Source organism: Geodermatophilus sp. SYSU D00710 (genome assembly GCF_054050195.1).
This window is the reverse complement of sequence record NZ_JBJGYX010000060.1, coordinates 15,685-32,089: the sequence shown is the minus strand read 5'-3', so window position 1 is coordinate 32,089 and position 16,405 is coordinate 15,685. Positions and strand designations below refer to the sequence as shown.

General features: G+C 76.0%; 18 protein-coding genes. 8 read left to right on the top strand and 10 right to left on the bottom strand.

Features of this window, described 5'->3' with window-relative positions:
* Window positions 1-119: 119 nt before the first annotated feature.
* Both ACI78U_RS20760 and ACI78U_RS20755 read right to left on the bottom strand, forming a co-directional pair.
* On the bottom strand, window positions 120-1,244 hold the full coding sequence (locus ACI78U_RS20760; RefSeq protein ID WP_456877288.1) for a hypothetical protein: 1,125 nt from the start codon (window positions 1,242-1,244) through the stop codon (window positions 120-122).
* On the bottom strand, window positions 1,228-1,740 hold the full coding sequence (locus ACI78U_RS20755; protein ID WP_456877287.1) for a sigma-70 family RNA polymerase sigma factor: 513 nt from the start codon (window positions 1,738-1,740) through the stop codon (window positions 1,228-1,230). The genes ACI78U_RS20760 and ACI78U_RS20755 overlap by 17 nt, the downstream gene beginning before the upstream one ends.
* 181 nt (window positions 1,741-1,921) lie before the next feature.
* Between ACI78U_RS20755 and ACI78U_RS20750 the strand changes: the two genes are divergently transcribed.
* Window positions 1,922-2,131, top strand: coding sequence for a dodecin (locus ACI78U_RS20750; protein WP_456877286.1), 210 nt, complete (start codon window positions 1,922-1,924; stop codon window positions 2,129-2,131).
* A 9-nt stretch (window positions 2,132-2,140) separates the two neighbouring features.
* Here the strand turns inward: ACI78U_RS20750 and ACI78U_RS20745 are convergent, their stop codons facing one another.
* Window positions 2,141-2,521, bottom strand: a complete 381-nt coding sequence (locus ACI78U_RS20745) for a hypothetical protein (RefSeq protein ID WP_456877285.1) — start codon at window positions 2,519-2,521, stop codon at window positions 2,141-2,143.
* A gap of 52 nt (window positions 2,522-2,573) precedes the next feature.
* Window positions 2,574-4,181: an acyl-CoA synthetase gene (locus ACI78U_RS20740; protein ID WP_456877284.1), complete on the bottom strand. Its 1,608-nt coding sequence runs from the start codon at window positions 4,179-4,181 to the stop codon at window positions 2,574-2,576.
* Between the two features lie 289 nt (window positions 4,182-4,470).
* Between ACI78U_RS20740 and ACI78U_RS20735 the strand changes: the two genes are divergently transcribed.
* Genes ACI78U_RS20735 through ACI78U_RS20715 form a run of 5 tightly spaced genes read left to right on the top strand, consistent with a single transcriptional unit; the run spans window position 4,471 to window position 9,580 of the window.
* Entirely contained in the window at window positions 4,471-5,262 is a 792-nt protein-coding gene (locus ACI78U_RS20735; RefSeq protein WP_456877283.1) for an ABC transporter ATP-binding protein, read from the top strand.
* Window positions 5,250-6,200 carry an ABC transporter ATP-binding protein gene (locus tag ACI78U_RS20730; protein WP_456877282.1) on the top strand — a complete coding sequence of 317 codons (951 nt, stop codon included), beginning with the start codon at window positions 5,250-5,252 and terminating at the stop codon, window positions 6,198-6,200. The genes ACI78U_RS20735 and ACI78U_RS20730 overlap by 13 nt, the downstream gene beginning before the upstream one ends.
* Complete coding sequence (locus ACI78U_RS20725; protein WP_456877281.1) at window positions 6,197-7,087, top strand: branched-chain amino acid ABC transporter permease; 891 nt, start codon at window positions 6,197-6,199, stop codon at window positions 7,085-7,087. Before ACI78U_RS20730 ends, ACI78U_RS20725 begins: the two co-directional genes overlap by 4 nt.
* Window positions 7,080-8,336: a branched-chain amino acid ABC transporter permease gene (locus tag ACI78U_RS20720; RefSeq protein ID WP_456877280.1), complete on the top strand. Its 1,257-nt coding sequence runs from the start codon at window positions 7,080-7,082 to the stop codon at window positions 8,334-8,336. Before ACI78U_RS20725 ends, ACI78U_RS20720 begins: the two co-directional genes overlap by 8 nt.
* Window positions 8,333-9,580 (top strand): ABC transporter substrate-binding protein, encoded by a 1,248-nt coding sequence (locus tag ACI78U_RS20715; protein WP_456877279.1) that lies wholly within the window; start codon window positions 8,333-8,335, stop codon window positions 9,578-9,580. Before ACI78U_RS20720 ends, ACI78U_RS20715 begins: the two co-directional genes overlap by 4 nt.
* Before the next feature lie 116 nt (window positions 9,581-9,696).
* Here the strand turns inward: ACI78U_RS20715 and ACI78U_RS20710 are convergent, their stop codons facing one another.
* Entirely contained in the window at window positions 9,697-11,361 is a 1,665-nt protein-coding gene (locus ACI78U_RS20710) for a CocE/NonD family hydrolase (RefSeq protein ID WP_456877278.1), read from the bottom strand.
* 58 nt (window positions 11,362-11,419) lie between these two features.
* Window positions 11,420-11,602 carry a hypothetical protein gene (locus tag ACI78U_RS20705; protein WP_456877277.1) on the bottom strand — a complete coding sequence of 61 codons (183 nt, stop codon included), beginning with the start codon at window positions 11,600-11,602 and terminating at the stop codon, window positions 11,420-11,422.
* Between the two features lie 108 nt (window positions 11,603-11,710).
* Between ACI78U_RS20705 and ACI78U_RS20700 the strand changes: the two genes are divergently transcribed.
* Complete coding sequence (locus ACI78U_RS20700; RefSeq protein ID WP_456877276.1) at window positions 11,711-12,595, top strand: alpha/beta fold hydrolase; 885 nt, start codon at window positions 11,711-11,713, stop codon at window positions 12,593-12,595.
* A 99-nt stretch (window positions 12,596-12,694) separates the two neighbouring features.
* On the opposite strand, the gene ACI78U_RS20695 is transcribed toward ACI78U_RS20700, so the two are convergent.
* From ACI78U_RS20695 to ACI78U_RS20685, 3 genes are all read right to left on the bottom strand, one after another.
* On the bottom strand, window positions 12,695-13,417 hold the full coding sequence (locus ACI78U_RS20695; protein WP_456877275.1) for a PadR family transcriptional regulator: 723 nt from the start codon (window positions 13,415-13,417) through the stop codon (window positions 12,695-12,697).
* A 38-nt stretch (window positions 13,418-13,455) separates the two neighbouring features.
* Complete coding sequence (locus tag ACI78U_RS20690; protein ID WP_456877274.1) at window positions 13,456-13,941, bottom strand: hypothetical protein; 486 nt, start codon at window positions 13,939-13,941, stop codon at window positions 13,456-13,458.
* 113 nt (window positions 13,942-14,054) lie between these two features.
* Window positions 14,055-15,026: a serine hydrolase gene (locus ACI78U_RS20685; protein ID WP_456877273.1), complete on the bottom strand. Its 972-nt coding sequence runs from the start codon at window positions 15,024-15,026 to the stop codon at window positions 14,055-14,057.
* A 183-nt stretch (window positions 15,027-15,209) separates the two neighbouring features.
* Between ACI78U_RS20685 and ACI78U_RS20680 the strand changes: the two genes are divergently transcribed.
* A complete protein-coding gene (locus tag ACI78U_RS20680) occupies window positions 15,210-15,890 on the top strand; it encodes a hypothetical protein (RefSeq protein ID WP_456877272.1) in 681 nt (226 codons plus the stop codon).
* Window positions 15,891-15,896: 6 nt separating this feature from the next.
* Here the strand turns inward: ACI78U_RS20680 and ACI78U_RS20675 are convergent, their stop codons facing one another.
* The gene (locus tag ACI78U_RS20675) at window positions 15,897-16,391 is read right to left on the bottom strand and encodes a copper chaperone PCu(A)C (RefSeq protein ID WP_456877271.1); all 495 of its coding nucleotides are present in this window, start codon (window positions 16,389-16,391) and stop codon (window positions 15,897-15,899) included.
* Window positions 16,392-16,405 lie beyond the last annotated feature (14 nt).

Sequence of the window (16,405 nt, the reverse complement as noted above, 5' to 3'; positions counted from 1 at the left end):
CCCCCCCCCCCCCCCCCCCCCCCCCCCCCCCCCCCCCCCCCCCCCCCCCCCCCCCCCCCCCCCCCCCCCCCCCCCCCCCCCCCCCCCCCCCCCCCCCCCGGCGGCGGGGGAGCCGGTGGTCAGCCGAGGTCCCCGGCGACGGCGAGGACCTCGTCCTCGCTCAGCGAGCCGGCGACCGCGGTCACCAGGCCGTCCTCGACCCAGACGACGCCGGTGAGGGTGCCGTCCCGGCTGGCCAGCACGGTGGCCGGGGCACCGTCGACCTCGGCGGTCGACGAGGTGGCCAGCTCGGCGGGCACCGGCAGCGGCAGCGTGCCGCCGTCGCCGTCGAAGGTCCGCAGCTGCGCCGCGAGGTCGTCGGGGAAGCCGGGCAGGGACAGCAGGTAGTCGCGGGCCTCGGCGAACGGCACGCCGGAGGAGAACGCGGTGGGCGCGGTGACCCGGCCGACGACCAGCGCCGGCACCCCGCGGGCCTCCGACCACACCGCGGCCACCCCCGGGCCGGCCTCCAGCCGGAACGTGGCGCCGTCGAGCCCGGCCGGCGGGGGCGGCAGCGTCTCGCCGGCCGCGGCGGCGGCCTGCGCGGCCCGGTCGGCGGAGAAGGTGAACTCGGCGACCGCCTGCCCGCCGACGGTGTAGCGCGGCTCGCCGGTCACCCCGGTGGGCAGCACCCCGACCTCCGGGGCCTCCAGCCCGGTGGCCTCCTCCGCGGCGTCCGCGTCGGGGACCTCCCGGACGTCGGGGTCGGAGACGACGACGAGGTCGCCGTAGGCGGACAGGTCGGGCAGCGCGACGAGGTCGGTGCTGCTCACCTCGACGGCGGCGACCTCCTCGGTGCGGAACACGTCCAGCCAGTCGGCGGCGGCCGCCGCCCCGGCGCCGCCGAGGACGACGACCACGCCGAACGCGGCGACGACGGGACTGCGCAGCGCGGTGCGCCACCGGCCGGACCGGGCCGGGGCCGGCGCGGGTGCGCGGCCGCGGGCCTCGGCGTCGACGGCGGCCGACAGCCGCCGCCACGCCGCGTCGACGTCGGGCGCGGCCGGCGTGGCACCGGCGGTCATGGCGTCGGCGGCGGTCAGGGCGTCGGCGCGGACGTCGGCCAGGCCGCGCAGGCAGACCGGGCAGCCGGCGACGTGCGCGCGGTCGGCGTCGGTGACGCCGGCGGGCTCGTCGAGCAGGCGGCGCAGCGTGCCGTCGGCGGGATGACGGTCGGCGGACAGGCGCTCAGGCAACAGGGGCACTGCGGGTCAACTCCTCGCGAAGGGCGGACTCGGCGCGCCGCACGGTGGTGCCGACGCTGCCGGGGGAGAGGTCGAGGGCGGCGGCCACGTCGGCGTAGGACAGGCCGCTGTGGCGCAGGACGAGGGCGACCGCCTGCCGGCGGGGCAGCCGGGCCAGCGCGGCCCGCACGCGGCTGCGCTCCTCGCGGAGCAGGACGTCGTCGGCCACGTCGGGGACGGGCCGGTGGCCGTCGGAGGCGGCCTCCTCCCGGGCCGCGCGGCGGCGACCCGAGCGGAGGTGGTTGAGCGCGGTGTGGGCGGCGGCGACGGCGAGCCAGCCCGGGGCCTCGGCGGCGGGCACCGCGGAGCGGGCGAAGGAGAGGAACACCTCCTGGGCGACGTCCTCGGCCTCGTCCCGGGAGCCGAGCACCCGCGCGGCGACGGCGACCACCGCGGGGTAGCCGGCGCGGAACACCTGCTCGAGGTCGGCCCGGACGGCGCCCCGCTCGCCTGCCACGGCACCGTCCCTCCGACCCGGGCGCCCGCGGGCGGTCCCGCGCGCCACCGCGGTCCCGAGCGCGGCCACCGGCACCTGCCTCACGACGTCCACATCCCTACAGCACCGCCGGCCCCGCGGATGTGACATCCACTCCTCCGGGCGGGAGGCTCGGCGGGGGTCCGCAGGTCAGGAGGTCGACATGAGCAACCACGTGTACCGGCTCAGCGAGATCGTGGGCAGCAGCCCGGTCGGCGTCGACGACGCCATCCGCACCGGCATCGCCAAGGCGGCGCAGACGGTGCGCCACATCGAGTGGTTCGAGGTCCAGGAGGTCCGCGGCCAGGTGGTCGACGGCGAGGTGGCCCACGTCCAGGTGGCCATGAAGATCGGCTTCCGCGTCGAGGACTGAGCGGCGCCCTCACCCGGCGTCGAAGAGCACCACCTCGTCGGGCCGCGCGGAGAAGGGGTTGGCCCACCGCGAGGCGGTGCCGGTGATCGGCTGGGCGTCGGTGACGACGACGTGTGGGGTGCCCGGGTAGACGGCGAGCACCCGCGCGGGGTCGGTCAGCGTCTCGGTGTGCTCGACGAGCTCGCCGCGCCGCAGGAACGACGTGGTCCGGTGCCCGCGCAGCTCCTCGCCGACCTCGGCCACCCACCGGGCGCCGTCCTGCTCGAAGCCGATCGACCGGACCCGCCGGCCGGGCGGCGCGGGCTCGCAGCCGGCGAACTCGGCGAGTGCCTCGTAGAGCCGCTCGGCCTGGTCGTCGTCGGTGGCGCGGGGGAGGAAGAAGGCGGGCACGCCGCCGATCCTGCCCGCCGGCACCGACGGTCCCGGCCGGCCGCGGTCGCGCTCAGCCGGCCTCCTGCTCGCCGGCCAGGTCGGCGTGTGCCGTCCGCAGCTCGCGCTTGAGGATCTTGCCGCTGGCGTTCTTGGGCAGCGCGTCGGCGACCACGACGTGCCGTGGCGTCTTGAACCCGGCCAGCCGCTCCCGGCAGAAGGCGACCAGCTCCGCGGGCTCGGCCCGCTGCCCCTCCCGGGGGACCACCACGGCGGCCACGGCCTCGATCCACCGCGGGTGCGGGATGCCGAAGACGGCGACCTCGGCGACCGCCGGGTGCTGGTAGAGCACCTCCTCGACCTCGCGGCTGGCCACGTTCTCCCCGCCGGTCTTGATGACGTCCTTCTTGCGGTCGACGATCGTGATGTAGCCGTCGGCGTCCATGACGCCGAGGTCGCCGCTGTGGAACCAGCCGTCGCGGAAGGCCTCGGCGGTCTTGTCCGGGTCGTTCCAGTAGCCGGTGGTCGCGTGCGGGCTGCGGTGCACGATCTCGCCCTCGACGCCGGGGCCCACCGGGCGGCCGAGGTCGTCGACCAGCCGCGTCTCGCTGTTGATCACCGCGGTACCGGCCGACCCGGGCCGGCGCAGCTGGTCCTCCGGGGACAGGACCAGGGCCAGCGCGGACATCTCGGTCTGCCCGTAGAAGTTGAACAGCGCCATGCCCGGCAGCCGCCGGCGCAGCTCCTCGACCACGGCCACCGGCATGATCGACGCGCCGTAGTAGCCCTTGGCCAGCGAGGACAGGTCGCGCTCGTCGAAGTCGGGGTGCCGCAGCAGGCCGATCCACACCGTCGGCGGGCAGAACAGGCTGGTGATCCGCTCCCGCTCGATCGTCTGCAGGACGGTCGCGGGGTCGGGGCCGTCGAGCACCACGTTGCTGCCGCCCAGGTAGAGGTTCGGGTTGAGGAAGCAGTGCTGCGCGGCGACGTGGAACAGCGGCAGCGCGTGCAGCGCGACGTCGTCGGCGGAGTACCGGCCGTCGACGATGCAGCTGACGTACTGCGTGACCAGGCTGCGGCTGGTCATCACCACGCCCTTGGGCCGCGACTCGGTGCCGCTGGTGTACATCAGCTGCAGGACGTCGTCGTCGGCGACCGGCACCTGCGGGGGAGTGGCGTCCTCGTGCGCCGCCCAGGTCTCGAACGGCTCCCAGCCCTCGGGCAGCGGCCCGCCGCCGCTGCCCAGGACGCCGCGGACGCGGACCTCCGGGGTCCGCCCGGCCTGCTCGATCGCCGCCTGCGCCACCGGCAGCAGCGCGTCCTCCGCGACGACGCCCACGGCGCCGGAGTGGCCGAGGATGTAGCCGACCTCGCCTGCCTGCAGCATGAAGTTCACCGGGACGGCGACGGCGCCCAGGCGGGCGAGGGCGAACACCAGCACGACGTAGCCGTCGTCGTTGTGGGAGAGCAGCGCGATCCGGTCGCCCCGGCCGACGCCGCGCGCGGCGAGGGCGTTGGCGGTGCGGTCGACGACGGTGTCGAGCTCGGCGTAGGTGTAGGCGCGGTCGCGGAAGCGCAGCGCGGGCTTGGCGGGGGTGCGGGCGGCGGAGCGGTGCAGCAGGTCGCCGAGGGCGTGCCGGCGGGCCTGGGCGATGGTGGCGGTCAGCGTCTGGTCGAACACGGGGGCTCCTCTGCCGGCGTCGGTCCCGGGGAGCCGGGTGTAGCAGCCGCGGACACCTCGCGTCGAGGCACCGGCGGTGCTGACACGGCCGTGGACCCGGGACAATGTCGGCAGGACCCGCAGACCCGCCCCGGGTCGTGTGGCCGGGGCACACGACCGGCCCGCCGGGAGCCGGACGCCGCGGACTCGTATCACCGAGTGGTCACAGTCGTGCGGTTCCAGCGCGACCGGCCTTGACCTTCGCCCTATCGTTCCGCCGCATGTGGGCGACATCACCCCGGGTTGCGCCGTGCTGAGCATCGACTCGCTGCGCGTCACCTACGGCGGCGCGGTCGAGGCCGTCCGCGGCGTGTCGATGGAGGTCCCCGACGGCTCGGTCGTCGCGGTCCTCGGGAGCAACGGCGCGGGCAAGAGCACCCTGCTGCGGACCATCTCCGGGACGCTGCGGCTGCACCGCGGCCGCGTCGACGAGGGGACCGTCCGCTTCGAGGACACCGACCTCACCCGCCGCGACGCCGGCCAGATCGTGCGGCGGGGCGTGGTCCAGGTCCCCGAGGGGCGGCGGATCTTCGGGCGGCTGACCGTGGAGGAGAACCTGCGCGCCGGCGGCATGGGCAACCGTGACCGCGCCGCCAAGGCCTCGGCCGTGGCCCGGGTGCACGACCTGTTCCCCGTGCTGCGGGAGCGGGCCGGGCAGCGCGCCGGCCTGCTCTCCGGCGGCGAGCAGCAGATGCTGGCCATCGGCCGCGCGCTCATGGCCAGCCCGAAGCTGCTGCTCCTCGACGAGCCCTCCCTCGGCCTGGCCCCGCGCGTCATCGGCCAGATCGGCGAGGTCATCGCCGAGATCAACCGGCAGGGGACGTCGGTGCTGCTGGTGGAGCAGAACGCGACCATGGCCCTCGGCGTCGCCGACCGCGCCTACGTGCTCGACGTCGGGGAGGTCTCGCTGTCCGGCGACGCCCGCGAGCTGGCGGCCACCGACGAGGTGCAGCGGCTCTACCTGGGCCACACCGGCGAGGCCGAGCCCGGGCAGCGCGTCGAGCGCGCCCCCCTGCGGACCCTGTCGCGGTGGACGACGTGAGCGCCGCACCGGTGAGCACGCGGGACGACGTCCCGCCGGTCGAGGTCGACGGCGTCAGCGTCGCCTTCGGCGCGATCAAGGCGCTCAACGACGTCTCCTTCACCGTCGTCCCGGGGTCCATCCACGCCGTCATCGGGCCCAACGGCGCGGGCAAGTCGACGCTGTTCAACGTCCTGTCCGGCGTGTACCGGGCCACCGCGGGGGAGGTCCGGTTCGGCGACGCGCGGCTGAGCGCCATGCGGCCGTTCCAGATCGCCGGCGTCGGCGTGGCCCGCGCGTTCCAGAACATCGCGCTGTCGGGCGCGCAGACCGTCGCCGAGAACCTCATGCTCGGCCGCCACCACCTGACGAGGGCGGGGTTCCTCTCCTCCGGCCTGCGGCTGCCGCGGGCCACCCGCGAGGGCCGGGTGCACGGCGAGCGGATCCGCGAGATCGCCGAGTTCCTCGACCTCGGCGCCAAGCTGCACACCCCGGTGGGCGTGCTCTCCTACGGCGACCAGAAGCGGGTGGAGGTCGCGCGGGCGCTGTGCATCGAGCCGCGGCTGCTGCTGCTCGACGAGCCGGTCGCCGGGATGAACGCCCAGGAGACCGACCGCATGGCCGACGCCATCCGCGAGATCCGCTCGGCGCTCGGCATCTCGGTCATCCTCGTCGAGCACGACATGGGCATGGTCATGTCGCTGGCCGACCGGGTCACCGTCCTCGACTTCGGCCGCCGGATCGCCGACGGCACGCCGGCGGAGGTCCAGGCCGACCCCGAGGTCATCCGCGCCTACCTCGGCTCGGGCTCCGAGGTCGACCCCGCGGAGGCCGCCGCCGGGCACGTCGCCGCGGCCCAGCCCACCACGGCCCAGCCCACCACGGCCCGGCCCACGCCGACCCGCACCTCCACGACCCACCCCACCCAGTCCACCGACGCCCCGGGGAGCCGGCCGTGAACCAGTTCCTGTCCCTGTTGCTCAACGGCATCTCGCTGGGCGCGATCTACGCCCTGATCGCCCTGGGCTTCGTGATCATCTTCAAGGCCAGCGAGGTGGTGAGCTTCACCCAGGGCTCGCTGCTGCTGCTGGCCGCGTACACGATGGCCCGGCTCGCCGAGCCGATCGGCTTCCTGGCCGCGGTGCTGGTCGGGATCCTCGTCACCGCGCTGGCGGCGTTCCTCATCGAGCGGCTGGTCATCAACCGGCTGCGCGGCGCCCCGGTGATCAGCCTGGCGATCGTCACCATCGGCGTCGACATCATCCTGCTCACCGAGCTGATCCGGCGGATCGGCCCGGACATCCTCAACGTCCCGCACCCGTGGGGCGGGGACTCCGTGCGCATCGGCGGCGTCGGCATCAGCGAGAACCGGCTGATCGCGATGGGCGTCGCCGGGGTCCTGATCATCGCCTTCTTCGTCGCCTTCAAGTACTCCAGCTGGGGTGTGGCCATGCGCGCCTCGGCCGAGGACGGCGAGGCGGCGGCGCTCATGGGCATCCGGCAGGGCCGGGTCTCGGCGCTGGCCTGGATCGTGGCCGGGGTGCTGGCCGCGGTGGCCGCGCTGTTCCTCGTCGGCGCCCCGACCCCGGGCGTCAGTGCCGCGGCCTACACCGTCGCGCTGCGCGCCTTCCCGGCGGCGATCCTCGGCGGCCTGGACTCCACCGGCGGCGCCCTGGTGGGCGGGCTGCTCATCGGTATCACCGAGGCGATGGCGGCCGGCTACCAGGAGCAGCTGTCCTTCCTCGGCCGCGGGTTCGGCGAGGTCGCCCCCTACGTCGTCATGATCATCGTGCTGCTGGTCCGCCCCTCCGGCCTGTTCGGGACCAAGGAGCTGACACGTGTCTGACACCCTCTCCGCCCCGGCCGGCGCCACCCGCAGGACGACGGCGGCCGACGCGGCCCGCGCCGGCCGCTCGCCGATGCGGTTCCTCAAGCCGCTGCTGCTGGTGGCCTTCCTCGTCGTCCTGCTGGTCCTCCCGCTCTACGTCGGGGAGTTCTGGCTGCGCACCGGCTTCGCCGTCGCCGGGGCGATCGTGGGCGCCATCGGGCTGAACCTGCTGGTCGGCACCACCGGGCAGCTGTCGCTGGCGCACGCGTTCTTCCTCGCGGTCGGCGCAGTCAGCTACACCTACATCTCCGGGGAGTCCGGCGGCCTGGGCACGCGGGCCTCGCTGCGCGGGCTGGAGCTGCCGCCGATCGTCGGCATGGTCGTCGGCGTCCTGCTCGCCGGCGTCGCCGGGCTGCTGTTCAGCCCGATCGCGGCGCGGCTGCGCGGCATCTACCTCGGTGTCGCCTCGCTCGGGCTGGTGTTCATCGGGGTGCACGTCCTCAACACGTGGACCCCGGTCACCGGCGGGTTCAACGGCCGCTCGGTGCCGGAGTTCTCCCTGTTCGGGTTCACCTTCGGCAACAGCGACCCGCAGCTGTTCGTCCTCGGCGTCCCCTTCCGGGAGGCCGAGCGCCTCTGGTACCTGGGCATCGTCCTGGCCCTGGCCGCCTACGTCTTCGCCCGCAACCTGCTGCGCAGCCGGCCCGGCCGGGCGCTGCAGACCCTGCGCGACAGCGAGGTCGCCGCCTCGGTCATGGGCGTCAACGTGCAGGCCTACAAGGCGCGGGTGTTCCTCGTCAGCTCGATGTACGCCGGGCTCTCGGGCGTCATGTACGCGCTGTCGATCGGCAGCATCGCGCCGGAGTCCTTCGGCCTGACCGTGTCGATCCTGTACCTGGCCATGATCGTCCTCGGCGGGCTCGGCTCGGTGGCCGGCGCCGCGCTGGGCGCGGCGTTCGTCACCGCGCTGCCGCTGGTGTTCCAGCAGTTCGCCGACGTCCTGCCGCTGGTCAGCGCGCCGGGTGAGGGCGGGATCTCCGCAGGCATCGCCGCCCGCTACCTGTTCGGCCTGGCGATCGTCCTGGTCATCCTCTTCGAGCCCGGCGGCCTGGTCGGGTTCGCCAACCGCTTCCGCCACCGGGGTCGCAGACCCGGCCGCGGATCACCGGGCGCCTCCCCGCGCTCGTCCGGCGGCCCCTCCCCGGGCGCCGGCCCCGGCACCACCGTCCCGTCCGATCCACCAGCGCAAGGGAGCAGCACCAGATGAGAGCAGGTAAGCGTCTGCGGGGGGCCACCGTCCTGGCCGCCGTCGCCGTGGTCGCGGTCAGCGGCTGCAGCACCCGGGCCGAGGACAGCGGCGGCGGCGGTGGCGGCGGCGGTGGCGGTGGCGAGGACGTCGCCACCGACATCGGCGTCGAGGGCACCACCATCCGGCTCGGCGTGCTCACCGACCTGACCGGCGTCTTCGCCGCGCTGGGCCAGGACATCACCAACGGCAACACGCTGTACTGGCAGGACAACCAGGTCTGCGAGACCTACGACGTCGAGCTCGACGTCCAGGACACCGGCTACGTGCCGCAGACCGGTGTGCAGCTCTACAGCTCCATGGAGCCCAACGTCCTAGCGATGCAGCAGACGATCGGGTCGCCGATCAACACCGCGCTCGCTCCGGAGTTCGAGTCCGACGTCATGACCAACTTCTCGTCGGCCTGGGCGCGGACGCTCACCGAGATCCCCGGCACCGGCGTGCTGGGGGCCACCTACGACGTCGAGCTGGCCAACGGCTACCAGTACCTGTTCGACCAGGGCCTGCTCCAGGACGGCGCCACCGTCGGCCACATCTACTTCGAGGGCGAGTACGGCGAGAACGGCCTGGCCGGCAGCGAGGCCGTCGCGGAGGCCCGCGGGCTGACCGTCATCCCGGCGCAGATCAAGTCCACCGACCAGGACATGTCCGCGCAGGTCACCCAGTTCGCCGCCGAGGGCGTCGACGCCATCGTGCTGACCGTCGCGCCCACCCAGACCGCCTCGGCGGCCGCGGTGGCGCAGGCGGCCGGCCTCGACGTCCCGATCCTGGGCAGCAACCCGGTGTTCGCGCCGGGCCTGCTGCAGGGCCCCTCGGCGCAGTGGCTCAAGGACCACCTGTACGTCGCCTCGCCGATCACCGCGTGGGACGCCCAGCCCGAGCTGCTCGAGCAATACCAGGCGGCCTTCCCGAACACCACGCCCAGCCTCGGGGCGGTCTTCGGCTACGCGATGGGCGACGTGATGAACCAGGTGCTCGACGCGGCCTGCGAGAACGGTGACCTGACCCGCGAGGGCGTGCAGACCGCCTTCAACGAGCTGGCCGACATCGACACCGGCGGCCTCATCGTGCCGATCGACGCGTTCGAGATCGGGGTGTCGCCGAGCACGCAGAGCTTCATCCTGCGGCCGGCCGACGTCCCCGGCGGCGCGGAGGTCGTCCAGGAGGCCTTCGAGGGCGAGCTGGCCGGCGAGCTCGCCGGCTGAACAAAGGGCCCCTCCGCCCCCCACCGCTCGCACGCTCGCGGCGGGACCCTGCGGAGGGGCCACCCCCTCGGCTCACGTGGCGCCCCCTCTCTGCGGAGAGGGGGCGCCGTCGTGTGTCAGGACAGGACCGGTAGCTCCAGCCGGGACGCGTGCGCGGCGTCGTGGTGGACCTCGACCCGGCACGGCCGCCCGGCGGTCGCGGTGGCGAAGGGCTCGCCGGTGCCGAGGTTGCGGGCGAACCGGGGGAACGCGCCGCCGGCGACCTGCACCCGCAGCCGGTGCCCGGCCCGGAAGCGGTAGGCGGTGGGGAACAGCTCCACGTCGACGGCCAGCACGCCGTCGGCGCCGACGGTGACGTCGTCGGCCGGGACGCTGCGCGGGTCGAGCCGGCGGATGCCGTCGACGACGTTGCGCGACACGCCGTCGGGGTCGACGTCGCACAGCCGGACGACGACGTCGGCGTGCTCGAGGTCGGGGCGCACGTGCACGCGGGCGCGCACGTGCCCGACGACGTCGACGTCGCGGTCGAGCACCGGCCCGGTGTAGACCAGCACGTCGTCGCGGGCCTCCACCGGGCGGTTGTCGGCCTGCTTGCCCGGCCGCTCGAGCAGCGGGCCGCCGACGGTGGGCGTGGGGTCGGCCGGGTCGTGGGTGAACCGGCTGGGCGCGGCGTTCCCGGGCTCGGGGTCCCGGGTGAGGCCGCCGCCGGCCCGCAGGTGGTGGTGCACCGGCCGGCTGCCCGGCGGCGGCCACGACTCCGACTCCAGCCACCGGCCGGCCTGCTGCAGGTACAGCCGGACCGGCGCGCCGTCCGGTGCCGGCCCGCCGCGCAGGTGGTGGTCGAGCCAGGCGACGTCGGTGCGCAGGATCGCCCGCAGCTCGCCGGGCTCGCCGTGGATCCAGGGGCCGACGACGATCCGGGCCGGGACGCCGGCGGCCCGCAGCCGCGCGAGGTCGGCGAGCTGGGCGGCGGCGAACAGGTCCCACCAGCCGGTGACCATGCTGACCGGCGGCATGCGGCTGAGGTCGGCGTCGTGGTGGTCGGCGGTGTCCCAGAACGGGTCCCCGGGTGCGGCGTGCGCGGTGAAGTCCCGCCAGAAGGGCACCGGCGCCCCGGTGGCGGCGGTGTCGGCGGCCTGCAGCGGCAGCCGCCGCAGCGCCCGCTCGACGCGGGCGCGCAGGAGGGGCCGCAGCAGCGGAGCGGGCACCCCGCCGGCCTCCTGGCGGCCGATCGCCACCGACCACCGCAGGGCGTTCTCCACCCCGGGGGCGCCGTGGTCGTAGAAGGCCGACGTGATCCGCGCCCCGGTGACGTGCGGGGACGCCGCCACCAGCGGCGGGTCGGCGTAGGGCGCCACCGCCCACTGGGTGTGGCCGAAGTAGCTGCCGCCGGTCATCGCCACCCGGCCGTCGCACCACGGCTGCGCGCGCACCCAGGCGAGGGTGGCCAGGCCGTCCTCGTGCTCGGTGGTGAACGGCCGGAAGTGGCCGCCCGAGCCGAAGGTGCCGCGGGTGGACTGCACGAACACCTGGAACCCGCGCCGGGCGTAGGGCGCGGCGAAGGCGTGCGCGAACAGCCCGGCCCGGCCGTAGGGGAGGCGGACCAGCACCACCGGCAGCGGACCGGTGGCGGCGGCCGGGCGGTAGTGGTCGCCCAGCAGCGACACCCCGTCGGGCATCGGGACGGCGACGTCCCGCTCCACCGTGTACGGCGTCGCGCGCAGGGGCAGGCCCAGCAGCGCGTCCGCGAGCACCCCGCCCAGCCTGGCCCGCGCACCCATCCCCGCTCCTCCCGTCGTCGGCACCCGCACTCTGCCCGACGCCGCGCGGGCCGGCCGCTCAGCGCATCGGGCGTGGCGGGGGGACGGGCTCCTCGAGCCAGTTCCAGCTGTGGTGGCTGTAGAGGGTCTTGTTGCCGTGCGAGTCGTAGACGACGAGGTGACCGGTCGCGGTGAAGCTGAACCGGGCGGCGTCGTCGAAGTGCAGCACCTCGCCGTCGGTCCGGTGGAGGTCGAAGGCCATGCCGGAGCGTGGCACGCCCGTCCCCGCGCGGCAGGTCCGGACCGGCGGCGATGAGAACGGCGGGCCGGGGGAGTCCACCCTGTGACCCCACCACCCCCGGAGGCAGCCATGACCACCACCGCCCGCGAGATCCGCACCCAGCTCCTCGACGTGCCAGGCGCGCAGCTCACCTACGACGTCCGGCCCGCCGCCCCCGGCAGCCCCGAGGCGCCCGTGCTCATGCTGGTCGGCTCCCCGATGGGCGCCGCCGGCTTCGGCACGCTGGCCGGGTACTTCCCCGACCGCACGGTCGTCACCTACGACCCCCGCGGCGTCGAGCGCAGCCGGCGCACCGACGGCGCGGCGCACAGCACGCCCGAGGACCACGCCGACGACCTCGCCCGCGTCCTCGAGGCGGTCGGCGGCGGACCGGCCGACGTCTTCGCCAGCAGCGGCGGGGCGGTCAACGCCCTCGAGCTCGTCGTCCGCCGGCCGGAGCTGGTGCGCACCCTGGTGGCGCACGAGCCGCCGGTGCTGGCGGTGCTGCCCGACCGGGACGAGGCCTCCGCGGCGACCCGGGCGGTGGCCGAGGCCTACCAGCGGGACGGGTTCGGCGCGGGGATGGCCGGCTTCATCCGGCTGGTCGCCCACCGCGGCCCGGTGCCGGCCGACCTGGGACCCTCCCCCGACCCCGCGACCTTCGGCCTGCCCGCCGGGGACGACGGCTCGCGCGAGGACGTGCTGCTCGCGCAGAACCTGATCACCTGCACCCACCACGAGCACGACGTCGACGCGCTGCGGGCCGCGCCCACCCGGGTGCTGGTCGCCGTGGGGGCCGCCGGTGACGGGGAGCTCGCCCAGCGCGCCGGGGAGGCGATGGCCCGGCGGCTGGGGACGGCGCCGGTGGTCTTCCCCGGCGGCCACGACGGCTTCCTCGGCGGCGAGTACGGCCAGACCGGCGAGCCCGAGGCCTTCGCCGCGACGCTGCGCCGGGTGCTCGACGACGCGTCCTGACCGGGCGCCGTCACCCGCGGCGCTGTTTGTGCACGGATCGCGCCCGGGGAGCGGGCCCGGCCGCGTTCCGTGCACGGAACGCGCCGGGCCCGGTGGGGGTCACTCGGCCGCGGACGGCGGCGCCGTGTCGGGGCCCTCGGCGAGCAGCAGGTACAGCGACCGCCGGGCCTGGGCGATCACCTCGGCAGCGGCGGTGAGCTGGGCCTCGGTGCCGGTGCGGGCGATCTGCCGGACCGCGCCGTGCAGCTGGTCGAGCAGCCCGCGCAGGTCGGCCGCGGCCGCGCCGTCAGGCGCGCCGGCGAACGGGTCGGTCCCGGCGCCACGCAGGTCCTCAACGGCGCTGCGGCCGGCCTCGGTGAGGGTGGCCAGCTTGCGGCCGGCCTCGGCGGTCACGGTGACCAGGCCCTCGTCCTCGAGCTGGGCGAGGGTCGGGTAGATGGCGCCCGGGCTGGGCGTCCAGCGCCCGCCGCTGCGCTCGGCGATGGCGTGCATGAGCTGGTAGCCGTGCATCGGCTCCTCGGCCAGCAGCAGCAGGACGGCGGCGCGGACGTCACCGCGGGGAGCCCGTCCGCGGCCCCAGCCGCGGCGGCGGTGGCCGCCACCCGGTCCCGGTCCCGGTCCCGGCCCGGGACCGAAGCCGGGACCGAAGCCGGGACCGAAGCCCGGGCCGGGACCGAACCCGGGGCCGGGACCGAAGCCCGGGCCGGCGCCGGGGCCGTTCTCGGGCCCGGGGGGGCGAACCGGGACCCCGGGGGCGAAACAGCACCCGTGTGCGCGGTTGTGGTGGGGGCGCAACCCCTCGAAGCGTGGATCGCGGTTCACGACGTCCTCCTGACGTATCGGATGACGCTAACGATATATCATGATGCGTCGTCAGGCCAGTGGTCGAAGGAGGCATCCGCGAGGGCCTGCACCGCGGCCTCGCCCAGCGCGTCCACCTCGGCGGCCAGTCGGCGCAGCGGCACCGGCTCCCGGCTGCGCAGCAGGGCGGTGAGGCGCTCGGCGACCAGGCCGAGCCGGTCGGCGGCGGGGACCCCGGGGGCAACGGCGGGCGGCGGGTCGAGGGACCACGGCTCGGCGATCTCGGCGCTCAGCTCCGGCAGCCGGCGCAGCAGGGCCGCGCACCCGGCGGCCAGCCGCCACCAGACCCCGGTCCGCAGGGCCGCCGTCGCGTGCGTGCCGGCGGTGGCCCAGCGCAGCAGCCGCACGACCTCGCCCCAGACGAGGTCGGAGACCACGTCCTCGACCGCCCGGCCGCCCGGGCAGCGGCGCGCCAGCACCAGCGCGCGGGTGGAGTCGGGGTCGAAGAGCCAGCGGTCGGGCTCGCCGTGGGGAGGCCGGTCCATGTCCGCACGGTGGCCGCCGCGCCTGCCGCCGGCCTGGGTGCTCCCTGCGGGGATGCTGGGCGTCGCACCTCCCGAGGGACCCGGGACCGGCCCGGTGGCCCGCGCCCGGCGGCTCAGCCCAGGGCGGCGCGGACCGCGGCGGCGGCGGTGTCGAGGGCGGTCCGGGCCTCGGCCCACGACGTCGCGGCCGGGAAGTCGCCGAGCAGGACCACCGCCTGACCGCCGGGCAGCACCCCGGCCGAGTGCAGCTGCCGGCCGCCGTCCACGCAGCACATCCAGCCCTGCTTGGCCGCCACGGTCCCGGCCGGTCCGCCGGCCAGCAGGCCGAAGGCCTGGTCGAACCCGTCGGCGGCGGTGGGGGCGGTGACGCGCATCCAGCCGAGCAGGGTGGCGGCCGGGCCGCTGCCCAGCCACCCGCTGAGCCGGGACAGCAGGGTGGCGACGTCGGCCGCGCTGGTGGTCGCCTCGCCCCACTGGCCGGCGGTCACCGGCGGAGCGGTGGCGGTCAGGCCGGCCTCGGCCGCCGTCTGTGTGACCAGCGCGGCGCCCTCCCACCGGTCCCACAGCACGCTGGTCGCGGGGTCGTCCGAGCGCACGATCGCGCGCTCCATGAGCTCCCGGTCGCGGTCGGTGAGCGCGACCGCCCCGGTGGCCTCCAGCTCCAGCAGCCGGCCGACGACGAACAGCTTGACCAGCGAGGCGGTGTAGACGGCGTCGCCGGCGGCCGGGGAGGAGACCAGCGGCGTCCCGTCGGCGGCCACGACCACCAGGTCGATGGAGCCGCCGGCGTCCGCCGCTGCGGCGCCCACGGCGGCGAGCACCGCGGCGGCGTCGACCGGTGGCGCGGTCGCGGCCGGCGGAGGGGCGGGTCCGGGCGCGGTGCCGACGGCGGACTCCGCGCCAGCCACCTGCGGGACCGTCGGCTCGGCGGCCGCCACGGACACCGGGTCGCCGGCCATCCCGTCGCGGACCCCCGCCGAGCCGACCGCCAGCACGACCGCCAGCACGAGGGGCAGCGCCGCGGCGACCGGGTGCGCCCGGAGGCCGCGGCGCGGGCGCCCGGTCGGCGGGCTGACGCTGGCCACCCCCGCAGCGTGCACCGTGCCGACGGCACGTGGGTGAACTCGGTGTATCGGCCCTGCGGCGGGAGCCCGCCCGACCCCCGAACGGGTGAGGTGGGCCCACCGCGCCGGACCATCCCGCCGGGATGGCCACGGGGCGCGGTCCGGCGTGCACCCTGGACGCCCGCCTCACGATGGGGGTCCGCGGTGAGCCGAGTCGACGAGCGCAGCGCGGGTCCGGCCGCTCCCGAGGAGACCACCGCCCGCCCGCGCCCGGTCCCGAGCCCGGTGCTCGAGTTCGCCGCCGTCGTCGTCCTCTCGATCACGACCCTGCTCACCGCCTGGTCGGCGTTCCAGGCCAGCCAGTGGGGCGGGGAGACCTCGATCGCGTTCAGCGAGGCCTCGGCGGACCGCATCGAGGCCGCCCGCGCCGCCGCCCTCGCCAACGCGCGCCTGACCAACCAGATCGGGCTGTGGACCCAGTGGGTCGTCGCCCACGGCTCCGGGGACGAGGAGCTGGCGGAGTTCCTCGTCGCCCGGTTCCCCGAGCCGCTGGCGACCGCCCACCGGGACTGGGTGGCGGCCGGCGGGACCGCCGCGGACGCCCCGGGCTCACCGTTCGAGCTGTCCTCCTACGTCCTGCCGGAGCACCAGGCCGCCGCGGCGCTCGACGCGCAGGCGTCGGAGCGCTTCGAGGCCGCCCTCACCGACGACCAGCGCGGCGACGACTACACCGTCCTCACGGTGCTGTTCGCCGCCGTCCTGTTCTTCGCGGCCATGTCGGCGCGGGTGCGCGCGCCCCGCTCGCAGTGGGTGCTGCTCGGGACCGGCGTGGCGATGGCCCTCGTCGGGGTCGTGCTGCTCGCGGTCTTCCCGAAGCTGGTCTGACCGGGCCTACGACGTCCCGACGGGCACGTCGAGCTGCACCTGTCCGGCGTTCTCGAAGGCGAAGGTGACCGACACGGTGTCCGACGTGGCGATGTCGGCCGTCACGTCGTCGAGCTGCATCCGCACCTGCCCCTGCGTCGCGTCCACCGAGCCGTCGGCGGGCAGGTCGATGCCGTCGGGGCTGCTGTCGCCCTGCTCGTCGAGCAGCACGACCGACCCGGCCGAGGGGGTGCTGACGGAGACCAGCCGGTCGTCGGTGTCCGCGTCGTTGGTCAGGGCGCCACGCAGGCCGACCGAGTCACCCGCCGCGATGGTCGCGTCGGCGTCGAGGAAGACGTCGTCGAGGGCGACCTGCCCGACCGAGCCGTCGACGCCCGGCGTGTCCGGCACCTCCAGGGTCGTCTCCGCGTCCTCCCCGGTGCTGCACGCGGTCACGAGGAGGGCGAGGGCCGCCGCCGTCGTGGCCGGGAGCGATGTGCGTGCTCCGGTCCGCTGTTCCATCAGGTCCTCCCGGC

Bases quoted from the DNA above. Each gene is read 5' to 3' on its own strand.
- ACI78U_RS20750 (WP_456877286.1), top strand. From the start codon at position 1,922: ATGAGCAACCACGTGTACCGGCTCAGCGAGATCGTGGGCAGCAGCCCG.
- ACI78U_RS20715 (WP_456877279.1), top strand. From the start codon at position 8,333: ATGAGAGCAGGTAAGCGTCTGCGGGGGGCCACCGTCCTGGCCGCCGTC.
- ACI78U_RS20710 (WP_456877278.1), bottom strand. From the start codon at position 11,361: ATGGGTGCGCGGGCCAGGCTGGGCGGGGTGCTCGCGGACGCGCTGCTG.
- ACI78U_RS20705 (WP_456877277.1), bottom strand. From the start codon at position 11,602: ATGGCCTTCGACCTCCACCGGACCGACGGCGAGGTGCTGCACTTCGAC.
- ACI78U_RS20700 (WP_456877276.1), top strand. From the start codon at position 11,711: ATGACCACCACCGCCCGCGAGATCCGCACCCAGCTCCTCGACGTGCCA.
- ACI78U_RS20690 (WP_456877274.1), bottom strand. From the start codon at position 13,941: ATGGACCGGCCTCCCCACGGCGAGCCCGACCGCTGGCTCTTCGACCCC.
- ACI78U_RS20675 (WP_456877271.1), bottom strand. From the start codon at position 16,391: ATGGAACAGCGGACCGGAGCACGCACATCGCTCCCGGCCACGACGGCG.